The 15,343-nt window shown below is 61.6% G+C and carries 12 protein-coding genes; 11 read left to right on the top strand and 1 reads right to left on the bottom strand.

Annotation, left to right across the window (positions count from 1 at the left end; genetic code table 11):
• Positions 1 to 32: 32 nt before the first annotated feature.
• The gene (dauA, locus tag AC0J6G_RS11595; RefSeq protein WP_475247868.1) at positions 33 to 1,772 is read right to left on the bottom strand and encodes a C4-dicarboxylic acid transporter DauA; all 1,740 of its coding nucleotides are present in this window, start codon (positions 1,770 to 1,772) and stop codon (positions 33 to 35) included.
• Positions 1,773 to 1,954: 182 nt separating this feature from the next.
• On the opposite strand from dauA, the gene AC0J6G_RS11590 reads away from it, so the two are divergent.
• From AC0J6G_RS11590 to hrpA, 11 genes are all read left to right on the top strand, one after another.
• The gene (locus AC0J6G_RS11590) at positions 1,955 to 2,242 is read left to right on the top strand and encodes a PA4642 family protein (protein ID WP_475247866.1); all 288 of its coding nucleotides are present in this window, start codon (positions 1,955 to 1,957) and stop codon (positions 2,240 to 2,242) included.
• Positions 2,243 to 2,400: 158 nt separating this feature from the next.
• Complete coding sequence (locus AC0J6G_RS11585; protein WP_475253708.1) at positions 2,401 to 2,991, top strand: TetR/AcrR family transcriptional regulator; 591 nt, start codon at positions 2,401 to 2,403, stop codon at positions 2,989 to 2,991.
• Positions 2,992 to 3,042: 51 nt separating this feature from the next.
• Positions 3,043 to 4,152 (top strand): NADH:flavin oxidoreductase, encoded by a 1,110-nt coding sequence (locus tag AC0J6G_RS11580; protein ID WP_475247864.1) that lies wholly within the window; start codon positions 3,043 to 3,045, stop codon positions 4,150 to 4,152.
• Between the two features lie 162 nt (positions 4,153 to 4,314).
• The gene (locus tag AC0J6G_RS11575) at positions 4,315 to 5,271 is read left to right on the top strand and encodes an alpha/beta fold hydrolase (protein ID WP_475247862.1); all 957 of its coding nucleotides are present in this window, start codon (positions 4,315 to 4,317) and stop codon (positions 5,269 to 5,271) included.
• Between the two features lie 103 nt (positions 5,272 to 5,374).
• Positions 5,375 to 5,908, top strand: a complete 534-nt coding sequence (locus tag AC0J6G_RS11570; RefSeq protein ID WP_475247860.1) for a cytochrome b — start codon at positions 5,375 to 5,377, stop codon at positions 5,906 to 5,908.
• Positions 5,909 to 5,995: 87 nt separating this feature from the next.
• Entirely contained in the window at positions 5,996 to 6,970 is a 975-nt protein-coding gene (locus AC0J6G_RS11565; RefSeq protein ID WP_475247858.1) for a sensor domain-containing diguanylate cyclase, read from the top strand.
• A 272-nt stretch (positions 6,971 to 7,242) separates the two neighbouring features.
• Complete coding sequence (locus tag AC0J6G_RS11560) at positions 7,243 to 8,166, top strand: ABC transporter ATP-binding protein (RefSeq protein ID WP_475247856.1); 924 nt, start codon at positions 7,243 to 7,245, stop codon at positions 8,164 to 8,166.
• The gene (locus tag AC0J6G_RS11555; protein ID WP_475247854.1) at positions 8,163 to 8,897 is read left to right on the top strand and encodes an ABC transporter permease subunit; all 735 of its coding nucleotides are present in this window, start codon (positions 8,163 to 8,165) and stop codon (positions 8,895 to 8,897) included. The genes AC0J6G_RS11560 and AC0J6G_RS11555 overlap by 4 nt, the downstream gene beginning before the upstream one ends.
• A gap of 8 nt (positions 8,898 to 8,905) precedes the next feature.
• Entirely contained in the window at positions 8,906 to 10,741 is a 1,836-nt protein-coding gene (locus tag AC0J6G_RS11550) for a GldG family protein (RefSeq protein WP_475247852.1), read from the top strand.
• A gap of 144 nt (positions 10,742 to 10,885) precedes the next feature.
• A complete protein-coding gene (locus AC0J6G_RS11545; RefSeq protein WP_475247850.1) occupies positions 10,886 to 11,074 on the top strand; it encodes a 4-oxalocrotonate tautomerase in 189 nt (62 codons plus the stop codon).
• Positions 11,075 to 11,225: 151 nt separating this feature from the next.
• On the top strand, positions 11,226 to 15,272 hold the full coding sequence (gene hrpA / locus AC0J6G_RS11540) for an ATP-dependent RNA helicase HrpA (protein WP_475247848.1): 4,047 nt from the start codon (positions 11,226 to 11,228) through the stop codon (positions 15,270 to 15,272).
• The last annotated feature ends 71 nt before the right edge of the window (positions 15,273 to 15,343 follow it).

The raw sequence follows: 15,343 nt of genomic DNA, 5'->3' as shown, positions 1-15,343 counted from the left end.
GTCGGGTGGTAAAGCGCGAAGCGTTTTCCACCCTATGTGGCTGATTCCTCATCGGCCTTTGGCGCCAACCAGTGCAGCGCTTTCTTTCGCGCTTGGGCCAGGTCGCGTACATAGGCCAGCTGCCCTTCAATGCGGATAATCCCGGCGTGGCGCAGTTGCAGGCGCACCTGTGGCGTCAAGCCGCTCAGTACCAGGCCGACCTGTTGTTCGTGGTAGTCGCGTAGCACGTTGCTCAGTGCGGCAATGGCCGTCATGTCCAGCAGCGGTACGGCGCTGATATCAACAATCACCACCTTTACCTCTGGGCTAAGCCGCCTGAGCACGCTCAGGGCTTTTTCCGCGGCACCAAAGAACAGCGGCCCGCGAATGGCGTAGGCCAGTACGTGTTCCGGGAGGTCATTGAGTGCCTGGTGAAAATGCTTGGGCAACGCAGCGGTATCGGTCAGGTCGCCCATGCGCTTGATAAACAGCCCGGCGGCCAGCAGTAGGCCGACGCCCACCGCCAGCACCATGTCGAACAGCACGGTAAGAATCAGGCAGGTCAGCAGCACCAGCACATCGCTGCGCGGGGCGATGCGCAGGGTGTGGCGCACATGCTGCGGCTCGCTCATGTTCCATGCGACTACCAGCAGCAAAGCGGCCAGCGCCGCCATCGGCAGGTAGCTGAACAACGGTGCGAGAAACAGAATGGCGATCAGCACCACCCCGGCATGGGTAATCGCCGCCAGTGGCGAATAAGCCCCGGCACGCACGTTGGCGGCGCTGCGGGCAATCGCGGCGGTGGCGGTGATGCCGCCGAATAAGGGCGCGACCAGATTACCGATGCCCTGGCCGATCAACTCGCCATTGGGGTCGTGCTTGCTGCCGGTCATGCCATCGGCGACCACCGCGCACAGCAGTGACTCAATCGCCCCGAGCATGGCGATGGCAAACGCCGGTGCAAGCAGTTGGCGGAACAGCTCAAAGCTCACCACCAGCGGTTGGCCATCGGCGCCAGGTAGCTGCCAGGGCCAGATAAAGCTCGGCAGAAACGGCGGTATACCTGGGTGCTCAATGCCATCCAGGCTGTAACTGAAGCGTTCGCCAATAGTCGCCACGGGAATTTGCAGGTGTTCCAACAGCAGCCCGAGCAGCGCGCCAATGCTCAGCGCCACCAAGTGCCCGGGTATTTTCGGCACCCAGCGCGGCCAGATCAGCAGCGTCGCCAGGCACACCAGCGCCACCAAGCAATCGCCCAGTTGCAGGCTAGGCAGGGCGTGGAGTAGGCCGTTGAGCTGCTCGATATAGTTGTTCGGTTGGCTGCTGAGCTTTAGACCGAGCAGATCCTTGATTTGCAGGGTGGCGATGACGATGCCAATACCGGCGGTAAAACCCAGCGTCACTGGGTAGGGGATATATTCGATCAGCCGGCCCGCGCGCATCAGCCCTAGGGCAATCAAGATCAGCCCCGCCATCAGCGTGCACAGCAGCAGGCCGCCCAGGCCGAATTGCTGAGTGATCGGCAGCAGAATCACCACAAACGCGGCGGTTGGCCCGGAGACGTTAAAGCGTGAACCGCCAAACAGGGCGATCAGTGTGCCGGCGACCAACACCGTATACAGGCCGTGCTGCGGCGCCACGCCGACGGCAATCGCCAGGGCCATGGCCAGTGGAATGGCGATGATGCCCACCGTAACGCCAGCGCCCAGGTCGCTGCGCAGGTTTTTCCAGCCGTAGCCGGCGCGCAAGGTTTGGCGCCAGGCGGCGAACAGCGGCGGTAAGGGCAGCGACATAATGACTCCCAAGTGGCTGGGCGCAGTATAAGGGCCGCATGCTGGCAGCCGACTAGACCTAAGTCGGCTGTGCGCCTGCTTCCCTGCGTGCTGAACCGTGCGTTGGCCGGCATGCGTTGAGCCCTTGCCCGCGCCGGAGGTACACTGCTGGCCCCGTGTGGCCTGGTTAGCTGGAGTGAGTGATGCGTAAAGACAAGAAACAGGTGATTGGCGAAGAGATTGGTGACGAGCCGATCAAGCTGTTCCTCAGCGTTGAGCCGGCCGATGCCACGCCGCCGTCGCTGCACAAACTGGTCAAGGCCTACCGTGGCCTGCGCATTGATGACTTCGAGCGCTTTGTCGGCTTCTTTGTCGAAGCCGGCTACGACCTGAATGCTAAAGACGCCCAGGGCAATGACTTTGTCGCGCTGATTCAAGTCCAGCGTTTTGCCGAACCTTACATTGACGTGATCAACGCTGCTCGCGGTTGACCATTCAGTCAGCGTACGCAGCGCTGAGTAAGCCCCACAAAGCCGCGATCTGTTCGCGGCTTTGTCGTTTCTAAAACCCGCTCTACTTTTTGCTGATAATCACGCTAATCAATAGTGCTGGGCTGGGCGAGACGACCGGTCATATTCTTGCCAACATGATTTCCAGCATCCGACTCGACAAGCGTGACCTGATCCTCGCCAAAGGCGCTGAGGTGATGACCCGTCGCGGTTATCACGGTGCCGGTGTGCAGGAGATCGTGCAGGCGGCGGGGGTGCCGAAAGGCTCCTTCTACCACTACTTTGCCAGCAAAGAAGACTTCGCCCTGCAGGCCTTGCAGCACGTCTACCAGCCGCGTCTGGCGCGTTATGCCGAAGCGCTGGCCAATCCTGCATTAAGCCCACGCGAGCGTATCCTCGGTTACTACGCCGAACTGGTGGAGCACTTTGCCCGCCAAGAGCGCCTGGAATACCACTGCTTTATTGGCAGCCTGAGTTTTGAGATGGCCGACCTGTCGCCAACCTTGGGCGCACAGGTGGATGTGATTTTGCAAACCTCGGCGGACATCCTCCAGCGTTGCCTGGAACAGGCGCAGGCCGCCGGTGAACTCGCCGCCGATGAAGATTGCCGCAACCTGGCGAGCTTTATCGCCAACGCCTGGCAGGGCGCGCTGACCCGGCTCAAAGTGGCCAATAACACCCGCGCCCTGACTGATTTTATCCACCGGCTGCAGCGGTTGCTGCAGGCCTGATTCCCCTGTTCTTAACTCATTGCGGTGCTCCGCGCACCCCGAGGAATGATGATGACCGATCCCGTTAAAGCGCTGTTCCAACCCTTTACCTTGGGCAACCTGGAGTTGCCGACCCGTGTGGTCATGGCGCCGATGACCCGCTCCTTTTCCCCGGGTGGCGTGCCGAACAGCAAGGTCATTGAGTACTACCGTCGCCGCGCCGCTGCCGGTGTTGGCTTGATCGTCACCGAAGGCACTACCGTCGGCCACAAAGCCGCTAATGGCTACCCGAACGTGCCACGTTTCTATGGCGAAGACGCCCTGGCCGGCTGGAAGAAGGTGGTAGACGCCGTACACGCTGAAGGCGGTAAGATCGTTCCGCAACTCTGGCACGTGGGCAATGTGCGCAAGCTCGGCACCGAGCCGGATGCCAGCGTTCCAGGCTACGGCCCAAGCGAAAAAATCAAAGACGGCACCGTGGTTGTGCACGGCATGACCCAAGACGACATCAACGAGGTGATCGCCGCCTTCGCCCAAGCGGCTAAAGATGCCCAATCCATTGGCATGGACGGCGTGGAGATCCACGGCGCTCACGGTTATCTGGTCGATCAGTTCTTCTGGGAAGGCAGCAACCAGCGCACAGATGAGTACGGCGGTGATCTGGCCCAGCGCTCGCGCTTTGCCATTGAGCTGATCCAGGCCGTGCGCGCTGCCGTAGGCCCGGACTTCCCGATCATCTTCCGCTTCTCGCAATGGAAGCAGCAGGATTACAGCGCCCGTTTGGTGCAAACCCCGGAAGCGCTGGGTGCCTTCCTCAAGCCGCTGTCGGATGCTGGCGTGGATATTTTCCACTGCTCGACCCGCCGCTTCTGGGAGCCGGAGTTCGAAGGCTCGGACCTCAACCTGGCCGGTTGGACGCGCAAGCTCACCGGCAAGCCGACCATCACCGTCGGCAGCGTCGGCCTGGATGGCGAGTTCCTCCAGTTCATGGTCAACACCGACAAAGTGGCGCAGCCTGCCAGCCTGGAAAACCTGCTGGAGCGTCTGAACAAGCAGGAGTTCGACCTGGTGGCCGTAGGCCGTGCGCTGTTGGTGGACCCGGATTGGGCGGTGAAGGTACGCGATGGCCGCGAGCAGGACATTCTGCCGTTTAGCCGTGAAGCGCTGACCAGCCTGGTCTAAACCCCTGTTTATCGTGTTGCGCCGCACAACGGTGCAACACGCCTCAAGCCCCGGCACATCGGGGCTTTTTTTCGTCTGCAGGTCGCGCACGCAACGTGGTTAAGCCAGCGAGCGAAGCCATGTTGGCTAGTATTGGCAGGGCATCGTCATTAGGAATCGACCATGAAACGTGCTGGGCAAATGACCCTTTCTCTGCTGTTGCTGGTGTTGATCAGCCTGGCGGCCGCCGTGGCCTGGAGCTGGGCGCCGGACCGATCCGTGGCCGAACTCAAGCCGCGCTGGGCTCTGCCGCCCTCTGAGTTTGTCGCCCTCGACGGCATGCTGGTGCACCTGCGCGATCAAGGTCCGCGCGATGATCCCGCGCCGATTGTGCTGCTGCACGGCACCTCGGCCAGCCTGCACACCTGGGAAGGCTGGGTGGCGACGTTGCAGGCTAAACGTCGGGTGATCAGCCTTGATTTACCCGGATTCGGCCTGACCGGGCCATTCCCGAACGGTGATTACCGCATGGCGCACTACAGCGCGTTTCTGGCACGTGTGCTCGATCATCTGCAGGTTGAGCGCGCGGTGCTGGCCGGCAACAGTTTCGGTGGGCAACTGGCCTGGCACTTTGCTTTGGATCATCCGCAGCGCGTGACCCAGCTGGTATTGGTGGACGCCGCCGGTTACCCGCGCAATGCCACCTCGGTGCCCATCGGCTTTCGGTTGGCGCAGATCCCCGCGTTGGCGCCGTTGATGGCTAACCTGCTGCCGCGCGCGCTGATCAAAGCGAGCATTCGCAACGTTTACGGCGACCCGAGCCAGGTCAGCGATGAACTGATTGATCGCTACTACGAGCTGACCCTGCGTGCCGGTAATCGTGAGGCGCTACGCCAGCGGTTTATTCAGGCCGAAATAGGGCAGGGCTACACGCGCATCGCTGAGCTGAATGTGCCCACGCTGATTATCTGGGGCGGCCGCGATACGTTGATTCCAGCAGACAATGCCCAGCGGTTTAATCGCGACATCAAGGGCAGCCGTCTGCTGATGTTTGATACCTTGGGCCATGTGCCGCACGAAGAAGACCCCGCCGCAACTGTTGCGGCTTTGCAGGCTTTTCTCGATTCGCCTGCGCCGTAGCTAAACAACCACGTTGTTTGTTGCAACACCTTTGGTGGGATGACGCGATCCTTTGCCCTTAAACTGCGCTCACTTTCCACCTTACCGTTTTGAGAATGACACCATGACCACGCAATACCTCGACAACCCTCAGCGCTACGGCCTGATTACCCGCGCCCTGCACTGGTCGATGGCACTTGTGCTGGGTTGGCAGTTCCTCACCGCAGTGGTGCGCGTGCTGATGGAAGAGTCCGCGCTGGATGAATTTATGTGGGGCACCCACCGCGCTGCCGGCGTGCTGCTGATGTTGATGGTTGTGCTGCGGCTGCTGTGGGCGTTATTCAACCTCAAGCAGCGCCCGGCTTCGCTCGGGTTGGCGGCCAAGCTGGGGCATGTGGCGCTGTACGGGCTGATGCTGGGCGTACCGTTTTTTGCCTTGCTGCGCCAATACGGCTCAGGCCGTGAACTCATGGTATTCGGCCTGCAACTGATGCCGGGCTTTAGCGGCGAGAAAATTGAGTGGCTGATGCTGCCCGCCAACCTGTTCCACGGCTGGGGCGGCTGGCTGATGCTGGCGCTGATCATTGGCCATGCGCTGATGGTGCTGGTGCACCGCCGCCAGGGGCAGGACATTCTGCCGCGTATGTTGGGTAAATAAGCTTGATGCAGGCGGACGTACTAGGCTCACTGCAGTTACGCTGCGTGGATGCAGCGATGATTGTTGTGCAACAGAGGAAACAAGCCCATGGATGACCATCAAGCGGCATCTTCTCTGCAAGCTGTGTCACGACCGTTGCTCAAGTTGGCCAAGCTTTTGTGCGGCATGCAAACCAGCTTTATCACCCTGATTGACTGGAACAACATGCGCCAGAGCGTGTTGCATTGTGACAGCGACCCGCAATTGCCCATGGCCGAAGGCGTGGTGGTGGATTGGAGCGAGTCGCTGTGCCGGCGCATGTTTTCCGCAGGCAATGTGCAAAGCTGCGCGGTTGACAGCCTGTTTGCCGATACGCCGGGAGCGGCACAGGGCATCAAATCTTTTGTGGTGTTGCCGGTGATGCACGAGCAACGCACCCTGGGCACCTTCTGTGTGGCCAGCCGCGAGCGGGTTGAGTTGGCACCGCAGGTTATTGAGCAGCTGCAGTTGATCGCCGACGCCCTGTCCTATCAGTTTTACCTCGCGCTGGAGCTGCAGGCGCTGCAGCAGATTGATGAAGACCGCCAGCAATTAATTGATGACCTGCACCAACAAGCCGCGACGGACCCGCTGACCGGCCTGCTCAATCGACGTGGCTTCACCCAGCAGTGGCAGCGGGCTCTGGCCACCAGTGCAGCCACAGCAAGCCCGCTGGCGGTGATGCTGATCGACATCGACCACTTCAAAAAACTGAATGACCAGCACGGGCATGAGAGCGGTGACCATGCCCTGGCCAACTTGGCGAAAGCCCTGGGCCGAGTAACCCGCAAGCAGGATATTGTCTGCCGTTTGGGCGGGGATGAGTTTGTCCTGGCCGCCCCTGGGGCCGACAGCAAAGGCCTGCAGCTGCTCGCCCTGCGCTTGCAGCAGGAATTGCAGACGCTGGCTAAGGCGCTTTCCATGCAGATCAGCGTGGGTATCGCCGCCGCCCCCGAGCATCCGCTGGACGACCTGCTGCGCTTGGCCGATCAGGCCTTGTACCGCAGCAAGCAGCAGGGGCGAAACTGCATCAGCATCGCCTGAGCCATCGCGGCTTAGCGGCTGCGTCGACACAAGTCGCCCGCGTGCGGCGTCGCTGAATGGCCTTCCTGCAGCGCACCCTCAACCTGTTAATCAACCGTGGCAGTTCTCGGTGTTTTGGGGTTTTTCTGCCCTGAAGCGAACAGATACATGACCCACCGGTTCTTCGCTTGCGCTGCCTGCGCGTGACTCCTTATAGTCCGCCGGCACTTAAGCGCCCGGCTTGCGTCAGCAGCGGCTGCAAGCAGGGCCTGTTACCGCAATGGTGAGAGGCCATGATCGAAATAAAAAAACTAACCAAGCGTTTTGCGCAGCACACCGCCGTCGATGACCTGTCCTTCAGCGTCAAGCCCGGTGAAGTGCTGGGCTTTCTCGGCCCTAACGGCGCCGGCAAATCCACCACCATGAAGATGCTCACCGGCTTTCTGGCACCGACCTCCGGCAGCGCCAGTATTCTCGGTTTTGATATCCAGAAAGACACCCTCAAAGCACAGCGGCAGATCGGTTATCTGCCAGAAGGCGCGCCGTGCTACGGCGACATGACGGTGCGCAGCTTCCTCGAATTTATCGCGGAAATCCGCGGTTTCAAGGGTGCCGAGAAGCGTGAGCGCGTGGCCAAAGCGGTGTCGCAAGTTGAGCTGGACGCCGTGCTGGAGCAGTCGATTGAGACCCTGTCGAAAGGCTTTAAGCGCCGTGTCGGCCTCGCCCAGGCGATTCTGCATGACCCCAAGGTGCTGATCCTCGACGAACCCACCGATGGCCTCGATCCGAACCAGAAGCACCAGGTGCGCAAGCTGATCCAGAGCCTGGCCCACGACAAGATTGTGATCATCTCCACCCACATCCTCGAAGAAGTCTCGGCGGTGTGCACCCGTGCGGTGGTCATCGCCCATGGCAAGCTGCTGGCCGATGGCACGCCGCTGGAGCTGGAAAGCCGTTCGCGTTATCACCAGGCCGTCACTTTAGTCGCCGCAGAGCCGCTGGATCAGGCCGCACTGGCTGCCTTGCCGGGCGTTGCCGGGGTGGAAGAAAACGCCCTGGAGCACAGCCTGAGCATCCTGGCCAAACCGGGTGAGGTGATCTTCCCGCAGGTCAATGCGCTGATCGCTGCGCGCGGTTGGCAGGTCAAGGAGTTGAATGTCGAACGCGGGCGGTTGGACGAAGTGTTCCGCAGCCTGACCCGTGGGGAGGTGGTATGAGTCAGTTGTCGGTGATCTTCAAGCGCGAGCTGGCGAGCTACTTCGCCACGCCGCTGGCTTACGTATTTATCCTGATCTTCCTGGTGCTGTCCGGGGTGTTCACCTTCTACCTTGGCGGCTTTTTCGAGAGCGGCCAGGCCAGCCTTGCGCCGTTCTTCAACTTCCACCCCTGGTTGTACCTGTTCCTAGTGCCTGCGATTGCCATGCGCCTGTGGGCCGAGGAGCGCAAGAGCGGCACCATCGAGCTGCTGATGACCCTGCCGATCACCCGCTTTGACGCGGTGACCGGCAAGTTCCTCGCTGCCTGGGTGTTTGCTGGTTTGGCGCTGCTGCTGACCTTCCCGATGATCATCACCGTCAACTACCTCGGTGAGCCGGATAACGGCGCGATCATCACCGGCTACATCGGCAGCTGGCTACTGGCCGGGGCTTATCTGGCCATTGGCTCGTGCATGTCGGCACTGGCCAAGAATCAGGTGATCGCCTTTATCCTGGCGGTCAGCGTGTGCTTTCTGTTTATCGTCAGCGGCTTCCCCATGGTGCTCGACGGTTTCAGTGGCTGGGCGCCGCAATGGCTGGTGGATGCCGTGGCGTCGCTGAGCTTCCTGACCCGCTTCGATGCGATCAGCAAGGGCGTGATCGACCTGCGCGACCTGCTGTATTTCCTCACCCTGATTGCGGCCTGGTTGGCGGCGACAGCGGTGGTAATCGACCTGAAGAAAGCTGACTGAGGCCGCCCATGAAAAAGCTGATGGTTTCCAGCGCCGGGCTTGCACTCATTGCCCTGGCGTTTCTCGCTTTCAACCTGTTCTCCAGCATCAGCCTCAGTGGCCTGCGCCTGGATCTGACCGAGCAGAAGCTCTACACCCTCTCCAGCGGCACCGAGCAGATTCTGGCCGAGCTGGACGAGCCGGTGGAGCTGAACTTCTTCTACTCCGACACCGCCACCAAGGATCTGCCGGCGCTGCGCACCTACGCCAAGCGCGTTGAGGAAATGCTCAAGGCCTACCAGCGTGAGGCCGGTGACAAACTCAAGCTGAAGATCATCGACCCGGCGCCGTTCTCCGAGGATGAAGACAAGGCCGCTGAGTTCGGCCTGCAGGGCATTCCGCTGCAGCAGGGCGGTGACTCGATCTACTTCGGTCTGGCCGGCAAGAATGCCGAAGGCCTGACTCAGGTGATCCCGTTCTTCGCCCTGGATCAGGAAGAGTTCCTCGAATACGAACTCAGCCGTCTGGTGCAAAGCCTGGCCAAGCCTGAGCGCCCGGTGGTCGGCGTGCTGGCGGGGCTGCAGGTCAATGGCGGCTTCGACATGATGGCGCGTCAACCGACGCCGGCCTGGATGCTGATCGAAGAAATTCGCCAGTTGTTCCAGATCGAAAGCCTCAAGCGCGATGTTGACCTGATCCCCGAGAAGGTCTCGGTGCTGTTATTGATCCACCCGAAAAACCTACCGCAGCAGACCCTCTATGCCATCGACCAGTTTGTTCTGCGCGGCGGCAAGTTGCTGACCTTTGTTGACCCGTTCAGCGAGGCCGATACCCAGGCCGAGATGCCCGGCGAGATGGTCATCGATAAGGCCTCCGATCTGCCTGAGCTGTTCAAGGCGTGGGGCCTGCGCATGGTGCCGGATCAAGTGCTGGGCGATGGCTCCTACGCCATGTCCGTGGGGATGGGGCAAAGCCAGCGCCCGGTGCGCCATGCCGGCTGGTTGAGCCTGCCGAAAAACGCGCTGGATAAGGACGACATCAGCACCGCGTCACTGGAAACCGTGACCATGGCCACTGCCGGTATCCTTGAGCCGCTGGAAGGCGCGGAAACCCAGTTCACCCCGCTGATTCGCAGCTCGCAGTACGCCATGCCGTTTGATGCCAAACGCTTTGGCATGCTCAGCAACCCGGAAGAACTAATCCGCGAACTGCAACCCACCGGCGAGCGCTACACCCTGGCGGCGCGTATCAGTGGGCCAGCGTCATCGGCTTACCCGGAGGGTATCGAAGGGCAAAAAGACGGCCTCAAGCAAGCGGAGAACATCAACGTGATCGTCGTGGCCGACACCGACATGCTCACCGACCGCATGTGGGTGCAGGTGCAAGACTTCTTCGGCCAGCGCATCCCGCAGCCTTGGGCGGATAACGCTGGGTTTGCGATCAATGCCCTGGACAACCTGGCCGGTTCCGAAGCGCTGATCAGCGTGCGTTCACGCGGTCGTTTCACTCGTCCGTTCGAAGTGGTGGATGCGATCCAGCGTGAGGCCGAGGTGCGCTTCCGCGAGAAGGAGCAAACTCTGCAAGCGCAACTGGCCGATACTGAGCAAAAACTCGCCGCCCTGCAGCAGAGCGATGATCCGAGCAAAGCCCTGGAACTGACCCCTGAGCAGCAAGCGGCGGTGCAGCAGTTTGTGCAGCAGAAACTGGCGATCCGCAAAGAGCTGCGCGATGTGCGCTATCAGCTGAATGCCGATATCGAAGCCTTGGGCGGCACGCTCAAGTTCCTCAATATTGCTCTGGTGCCGCTGCTGCTAACCCTCGGCGTGCTGGCGCTGTGGTTGTGGCGCAGGCGCAAGCACGGCTAATCCCGCCTGTACCTGCAAAGGGCCGCTTGATGCGGCCCTTTGTTTTTCTGTTCTGCCGGTCAGATAATGCCCGCGCGCAACTGCGCCAAGCGGATCGCCGTGACCGATCTAAGCAGTCCTGTTTCCCTGTTTGAGGATTATTAGATGCCCACCATCCTGGTGAAAATATTCGAAGGCCGTTCCGACGAAATCAAACGCGAGTACGCCAAAGCCCTGACCGATGCCTCAACCAACGTGCTTGGCTGCGATGCCGGCGCGGTGGATGTGATCTTCGACGAGGTGAAAAAAAGCGACTGGGCCACTGGCGGTGTGATGTGGTCTGAGCGCGACTAGCGCTAAGCCGGGGATGGCGGCGGCCGTTACACGGTTGGCCCATCCCCGCTGAGCGTTGGGCTTTGCGCCCCTCGGTCGTTTTCCCCCGGTTAAATCTGCGACAATCGTCCCCCTCCTGTTTTCCCCCTTGACCCCACCCCGCGATTACCCGATGACCGAAGCCACGCCCGCCGTTGACCAACTGCTGAAAAACCTCGACCAGACCCTGCTGGGCGATCGTCATCGCCTGCGCCGCCAGCTGCATGAATTGCGCAAGCAGAACCCAGTGGACGAGGCCAAGTTGGCGCAGTGGCTGCAGCGTTTCGAGGCGTCGCGCGCCAAGGTTGAGGCGCGCCGCTTGAGCGTGCCACCGATGCGTTACGACGATGCGCTGCCGATTGCCGCCAAGCGTGATGAAATCAAAGCCGCCATCAGCCAGCACCAAGTGGTGGTGATTGCGGGGGAAACCGGCTCGGGCAAAACCACGCAGTTGCCGAAAATCTGTTTGGAGCTGGGTCGTGGTGTGCATGGCCTGATCGGCCACACCCAGCCGCGGCGCCTGGCCGCGCGCAGTGTGGCCACAAGGGTGGCGGAAGAAATTGGCACGCCGCTGGGCGAGCTGGTCGGCTATCAGGTGCGCTTCGAGGATCAAAGCAACGAGCGCAGCCTGATCAAGCTGATGACTGACGGCATCTTGCTGGCCGAGACCCAGCACGACCGTTACCTGGAAAAGTACGACACCATCATCGTCGACGAAGCCCACGAACGCAGCCTGAACATCGACTTCCTGCTGGGCTTTCTGAAAACCCTGCTGGTGCGTCGCCCTGACCTGAAGCTGATCATCACCTCGGCAACCATCGACTTGCAGCGCTTCTCCGAGCACTTTGGCGGTGCGCCGATTGTCGAGGTGTCCGGCCGCACCTTCCCGGTGGACACCTGGTACCGGCCGTTGGCCGCCGAGCAGGATGAAGACGGCAACCGCGTTGAGGAAGACCTCTCTGTCGATCAGGCGATTCTCGCCACGCTGGATGAAATCAGCGCCTTCGAGAAAAGCGAAGGCAAACGCCCCGGCGATGTGCTGGTGTTCCTGCCCGGTGAGCGCGAGATTCGCGACGCCGCCGAGGTGCTGCGCAAATCCAACCTGCGCCTGACCGAAGTGCTGCCGCTGTATGCGCGGCTGACCCCGGCCGAGCAGCAGAAGATTTTCGCACCCATGGGCGCACGCAAAATAGTGCTGGCCACCAACGTCGCGGAAACCTCGCTGACCGTGCCGGGTATTCGCTATGTGATCGATTCCGGCACCGCGCGCATCAGCCGCTACAGCTACCGCGCCAAGGTGCAACGTTTACCGATTGAGGCCATCAGCCAGGCCAGCGCCAACCAGCGCAAGGGCCGCTGCGGGCGGGTCGAGCCGGGCATCTGCATCCGCCTGTTTAGTGAGGAAGACTTCAACGGTCGCCCGGCTTTTACTGACCCGGAAATCCTGCGCACCAACCTGGCGGCGGTGATTTTGCAGATGCTCCATCTGCGTTTGGGTGAAATCGAGGCTTTTCCCTTTATCGAGCCGCCAGATGGCAAGGCCATCAGCGACGGCTTCAACCTGCTGCAAGAGCTTTCGGCGGTTAATCGCGAGGGCCAACTTACGCCGCTGGGCCGCCAGTTGGCGCGCTTGCCTGTTGATCCTCGGTTAGGCCGCATGGTGCTGGAAGGGGCCAAGCAGGGCAGCCTGGAAGAAATCCTGATTATCGCCAGCGCGCTCTCTGTACAGGATGTGCGCGAGCGCCCGTCCGACCGCCAACAGGCTGCCGACCAGGCCCATGCGCAGTGGAAGGATGTCGATTCCGACTTCGCTGCGCTGATCAACCTCTGGCGCGGCTTTGAAGAACAGCGCCAGGCTTTGGGGTCAAGCGCGCTGCGCAGCTGGTGCCGCAAGAACTTTCTTAACTACCTCAGGCTGCGTGAGTGGCGCGACGCGCATCGCCAACTGGTGCTGATTACCCGTGATTTGCAGCTTTCGCCCAGTAATAAAGCGCCGGGTAGGAGCGAGCTTGCTCGCGATCAGCAATCTGCAGGTCAAGCCGCGATAGCTGCGGATCGCCAACTGTCGGCGGCCCATAAAGAAAAAGAACTGGCCGAAAAAGACCAAGCCGCCCAGCGCGCCAAAGGCTACGCCGCCGTGCACAAAGCGATTCTGGCGGGCCTGCTCAGCCAGATCGGCCAGAAGACCGAAGACGGCGACTACCTCGGCGCACGCCAACGGCGCTTCTGGGTGCATCCGTCTTCGGTGATCGGACGCAAGAAACCCAGCTGGCTGATGGCCGCCGAGCTGGTGGAAACCACCAAGCTGTTCGCGCGCATGGTGGCCAAGATTGAGCCGGACTGGATCGAGCCGCTGGCCGGCCACCTGATCAAGAAAAACCACCTGGAACCGCACTGGGAGAAGAAGCGCGGCCAGGTGGTGGCTTATGAGCAGATCAGCCTCTACGGCCTGATCGTGGTTGGCCGCCGTCCGGTGCATTTCGGCCCTATCGAACCGGTGGTGTGCCGCGAGCTGTTTATCCGCGAGGGCCTGGTCGGTGGCGAGATCAACTCACGCGCCAAGTGCCTGACCGCTAACCGCCAGTTGCTGGAAAAGCTCGACGAGCTGGAAGCCAAGGCCCGCCGCCGCGACATTCTCGCCGACGACGAAACCCTGTTCGCTTACTACGAAGCGCGCCTGCCGGCGAACATCTACCAGAGCGCGACCTTCGACAGTTGGTACAAAAGCGAAAGCGCAAAAAATCCCCAGCTGCTGATCATGCGCGAAGAGGACGTGCTCGCCCGCGACGCCAAGGAAGTCACCGCCGCGCAGTACCCGGACAGCCTACGCCTGGGCGAGCTGACCCTGCCGCTGACGTACCACTTCGAACCCAATCACCCGCGCGACGGCGTGACCCTGCGCGTGCCTGCACCGCTGTTACCGCAACTGCCGCCGGAACGCCTGGAATGGCTGGTGCCCGGCCTGCTGGAGGCTAAATGCATGGCCCTGGTGCGCGGGCTGCCCAAGGCGCTGCGTAAAAATTTTGTGCCGGTGCCGGATTTTGTTGGCGCCGCCCTGGGCAAGATCAGCTTTGCCGACGGCAGCCTGCCCGACGCCCTAGGCCGTGAGCTGACGCGCATGACCGGTACACGCGTCAGTGACGAAGCTTGGGCCGAGTCCGCCGCGCAGCTGGAAGGCCACCTGCGCATGAACATCGAAGTGGTCGACAACCAGGGCAAGCCCTTGGGTGAAGGCCGTGATCTGGCCGAATTGACCGCACGTTTCAGTGAGGCCACCCAGGCCGGCCTGGCCCTGCCAAAAACCGCCAAGAGCCAGCAACCGGTTGAGGCCAAGGCCTTTAGCGAAGTGGCGGCGAAAACCCAGCAGCAGGTCGCCGGCCTGTCCATGACCGTCTACCCGGCGCTGGTGGAGGAGGCGGGGGTGGTCAAGGAAGGGCGTTTCCCGACGCTGGCCGAAGCCGAGTTCCAGCATCGCCGTGCCCTGCAGCGCTTGCTGCTGCAGCAATTGAGCGATCAGGCCAAGTTTCTGCGCGGCAAACTGCCGGGGCTGACCGAACTGGCGTTGCTCTATCGCGACATGGGCCGCGTCGATGCGCTGGTCGAGGATATTCTGCTGGCCAGCCTCGACAGCTGCATCCTCGAAGGTGCTGAGCCGCTGCCGCGCGACGGTGCGGGTCTGGCGGCCCTGGCCGAACGCAAGCGTGGCGACTGGACCGGCGAGGCCGAACGCCTGGCCAAGCTGACCCTGGAAATCCTCAAGCTCTGGCACGGCCTGCAGAAACGCTTCAAAGGCAAGATCGACCTGGCCCAGGCCATGGCACTCAACGACATCAAGCAGCAGCTGAGCAACTTGGTCTATCCCGGCTTCGTCCGCGAAACCCCGGCGCAGTGGCTCAAAGAAGTGCCGCGCTACCTCAAGGCCATTGAGCAACGCCTGGACAAGATCGCCGGCCAGGTGCAGCGCGACCGGGTGTGGAGCGGTGAGCTGGCCGGCTATTGGGAGCAGTACCAGGCGCGCCTGGGCAAACATCGCCAGGAAGGCAAACGCGACCCGCAGCTTGTTTTGTACCGCTGGCTGCTGGAGGAATACCGCGTGTCGCTGTTCGCTCAGCAGCTCGGCACCAAACTGCCGGTTTCGGACAAGCGCCTGAGCAAGCAATGGAGCAGTGTCGAGGCTTAAGCGCGCTGCCGCATCGCTGCGCTGTTGGCCGGTTTGAGTGCGCAGAGGGGCTGCTAGACTGAGCACTCATC

Source organism: Pseudomonas sp. TS_SC_3 (assembly GCF_056156225.1).
Note: the sequence above shows the minus strand (reverse complement) of the source record. Positions and strands in the feature narration are given on the sequence as shown.

Excerpts from the sequence above, each read along its gene's own strand:
- dauA (WP_475247868.1), bottom strand. The coding sequence starts at position 1,772 with ATGTCGCTGCCCTTACCGCCGCTGTTCGCCGCCTGGCGCCAAACCTTG.
- AC0J6G_RS11590 (WP_475247866.1), top strand. The coding sequence starts at position 1,955 with ATGCGTAAAGACAAGAAACAGGTGATTGGCGAAGAGATTGGTGACGAG.
- AC0J6G_RS11580 (WP_475247864.1), top strand. The coding sequence starts at position 3,043 with ATGACCGATCCCGTTAAAGCGCTGTTCCAACCCTTTACCTTGGGCAAC.
- AC0J6G_RS11575 (WP_475247862.1), top strand. The coding sequence starts at position 4,315 with ATGAAACGTGCTGGGCAAATGACCCTTTCTCTGCTGTTGCTGGTGTTG.
- AC0J6G_RS11570 (WP_475247860.1), top strand. The coding sequence starts at position 5,375 with ATGACCACGCAATACCTCGACAACCCTCAGCGCTACGGCCTGATTACC.
- AC0J6G_RS11565 (WP_475247858.1), top strand. The coding sequence starts at position 5,996 with ATGGATGACCATCAAGCGGCATCTTCTCTGCAAGCTGTGTCACGACCG.
- AC0J6G_RS11560 (WP_475247856.1), top strand. The coding sequence starts at position 7,243 with ATGATCGAAATAAAAAAACTAACCAAGCGTTTTGCGCAGCACACCGCC.
- AC0J6G_RS11555 (WP_475247854.1), top strand. The coding sequence starts at position 8,163 with ATGAGTCAGTTGTCGGTGATCTTCAAGCGCGAGCTGGCGAGCTACTTC.
- AC0J6G_RS11550 (WP_475247852.1), top strand. The coding sequence starts at position 8,906 with ATGAAAAAGCTGATGGTTTCCAGCGCCGGGCTTGCACTCATTGCCCTG.
- AC0J6G_RS11545 (WP_475247850.1), top strand. The coding sequence starts at position 10,886 with ATGCCCACCATCCTGGTGAAAATATTCGAAGGCCGTTCCGACGAAATC.
- hrpA (WP_475247848.1), top strand. The coding sequence starts at position 11,226 with ATGACCGAAGCCACGCCCGCCGTTGACCAACTGCTGAAAAACCTCGAC.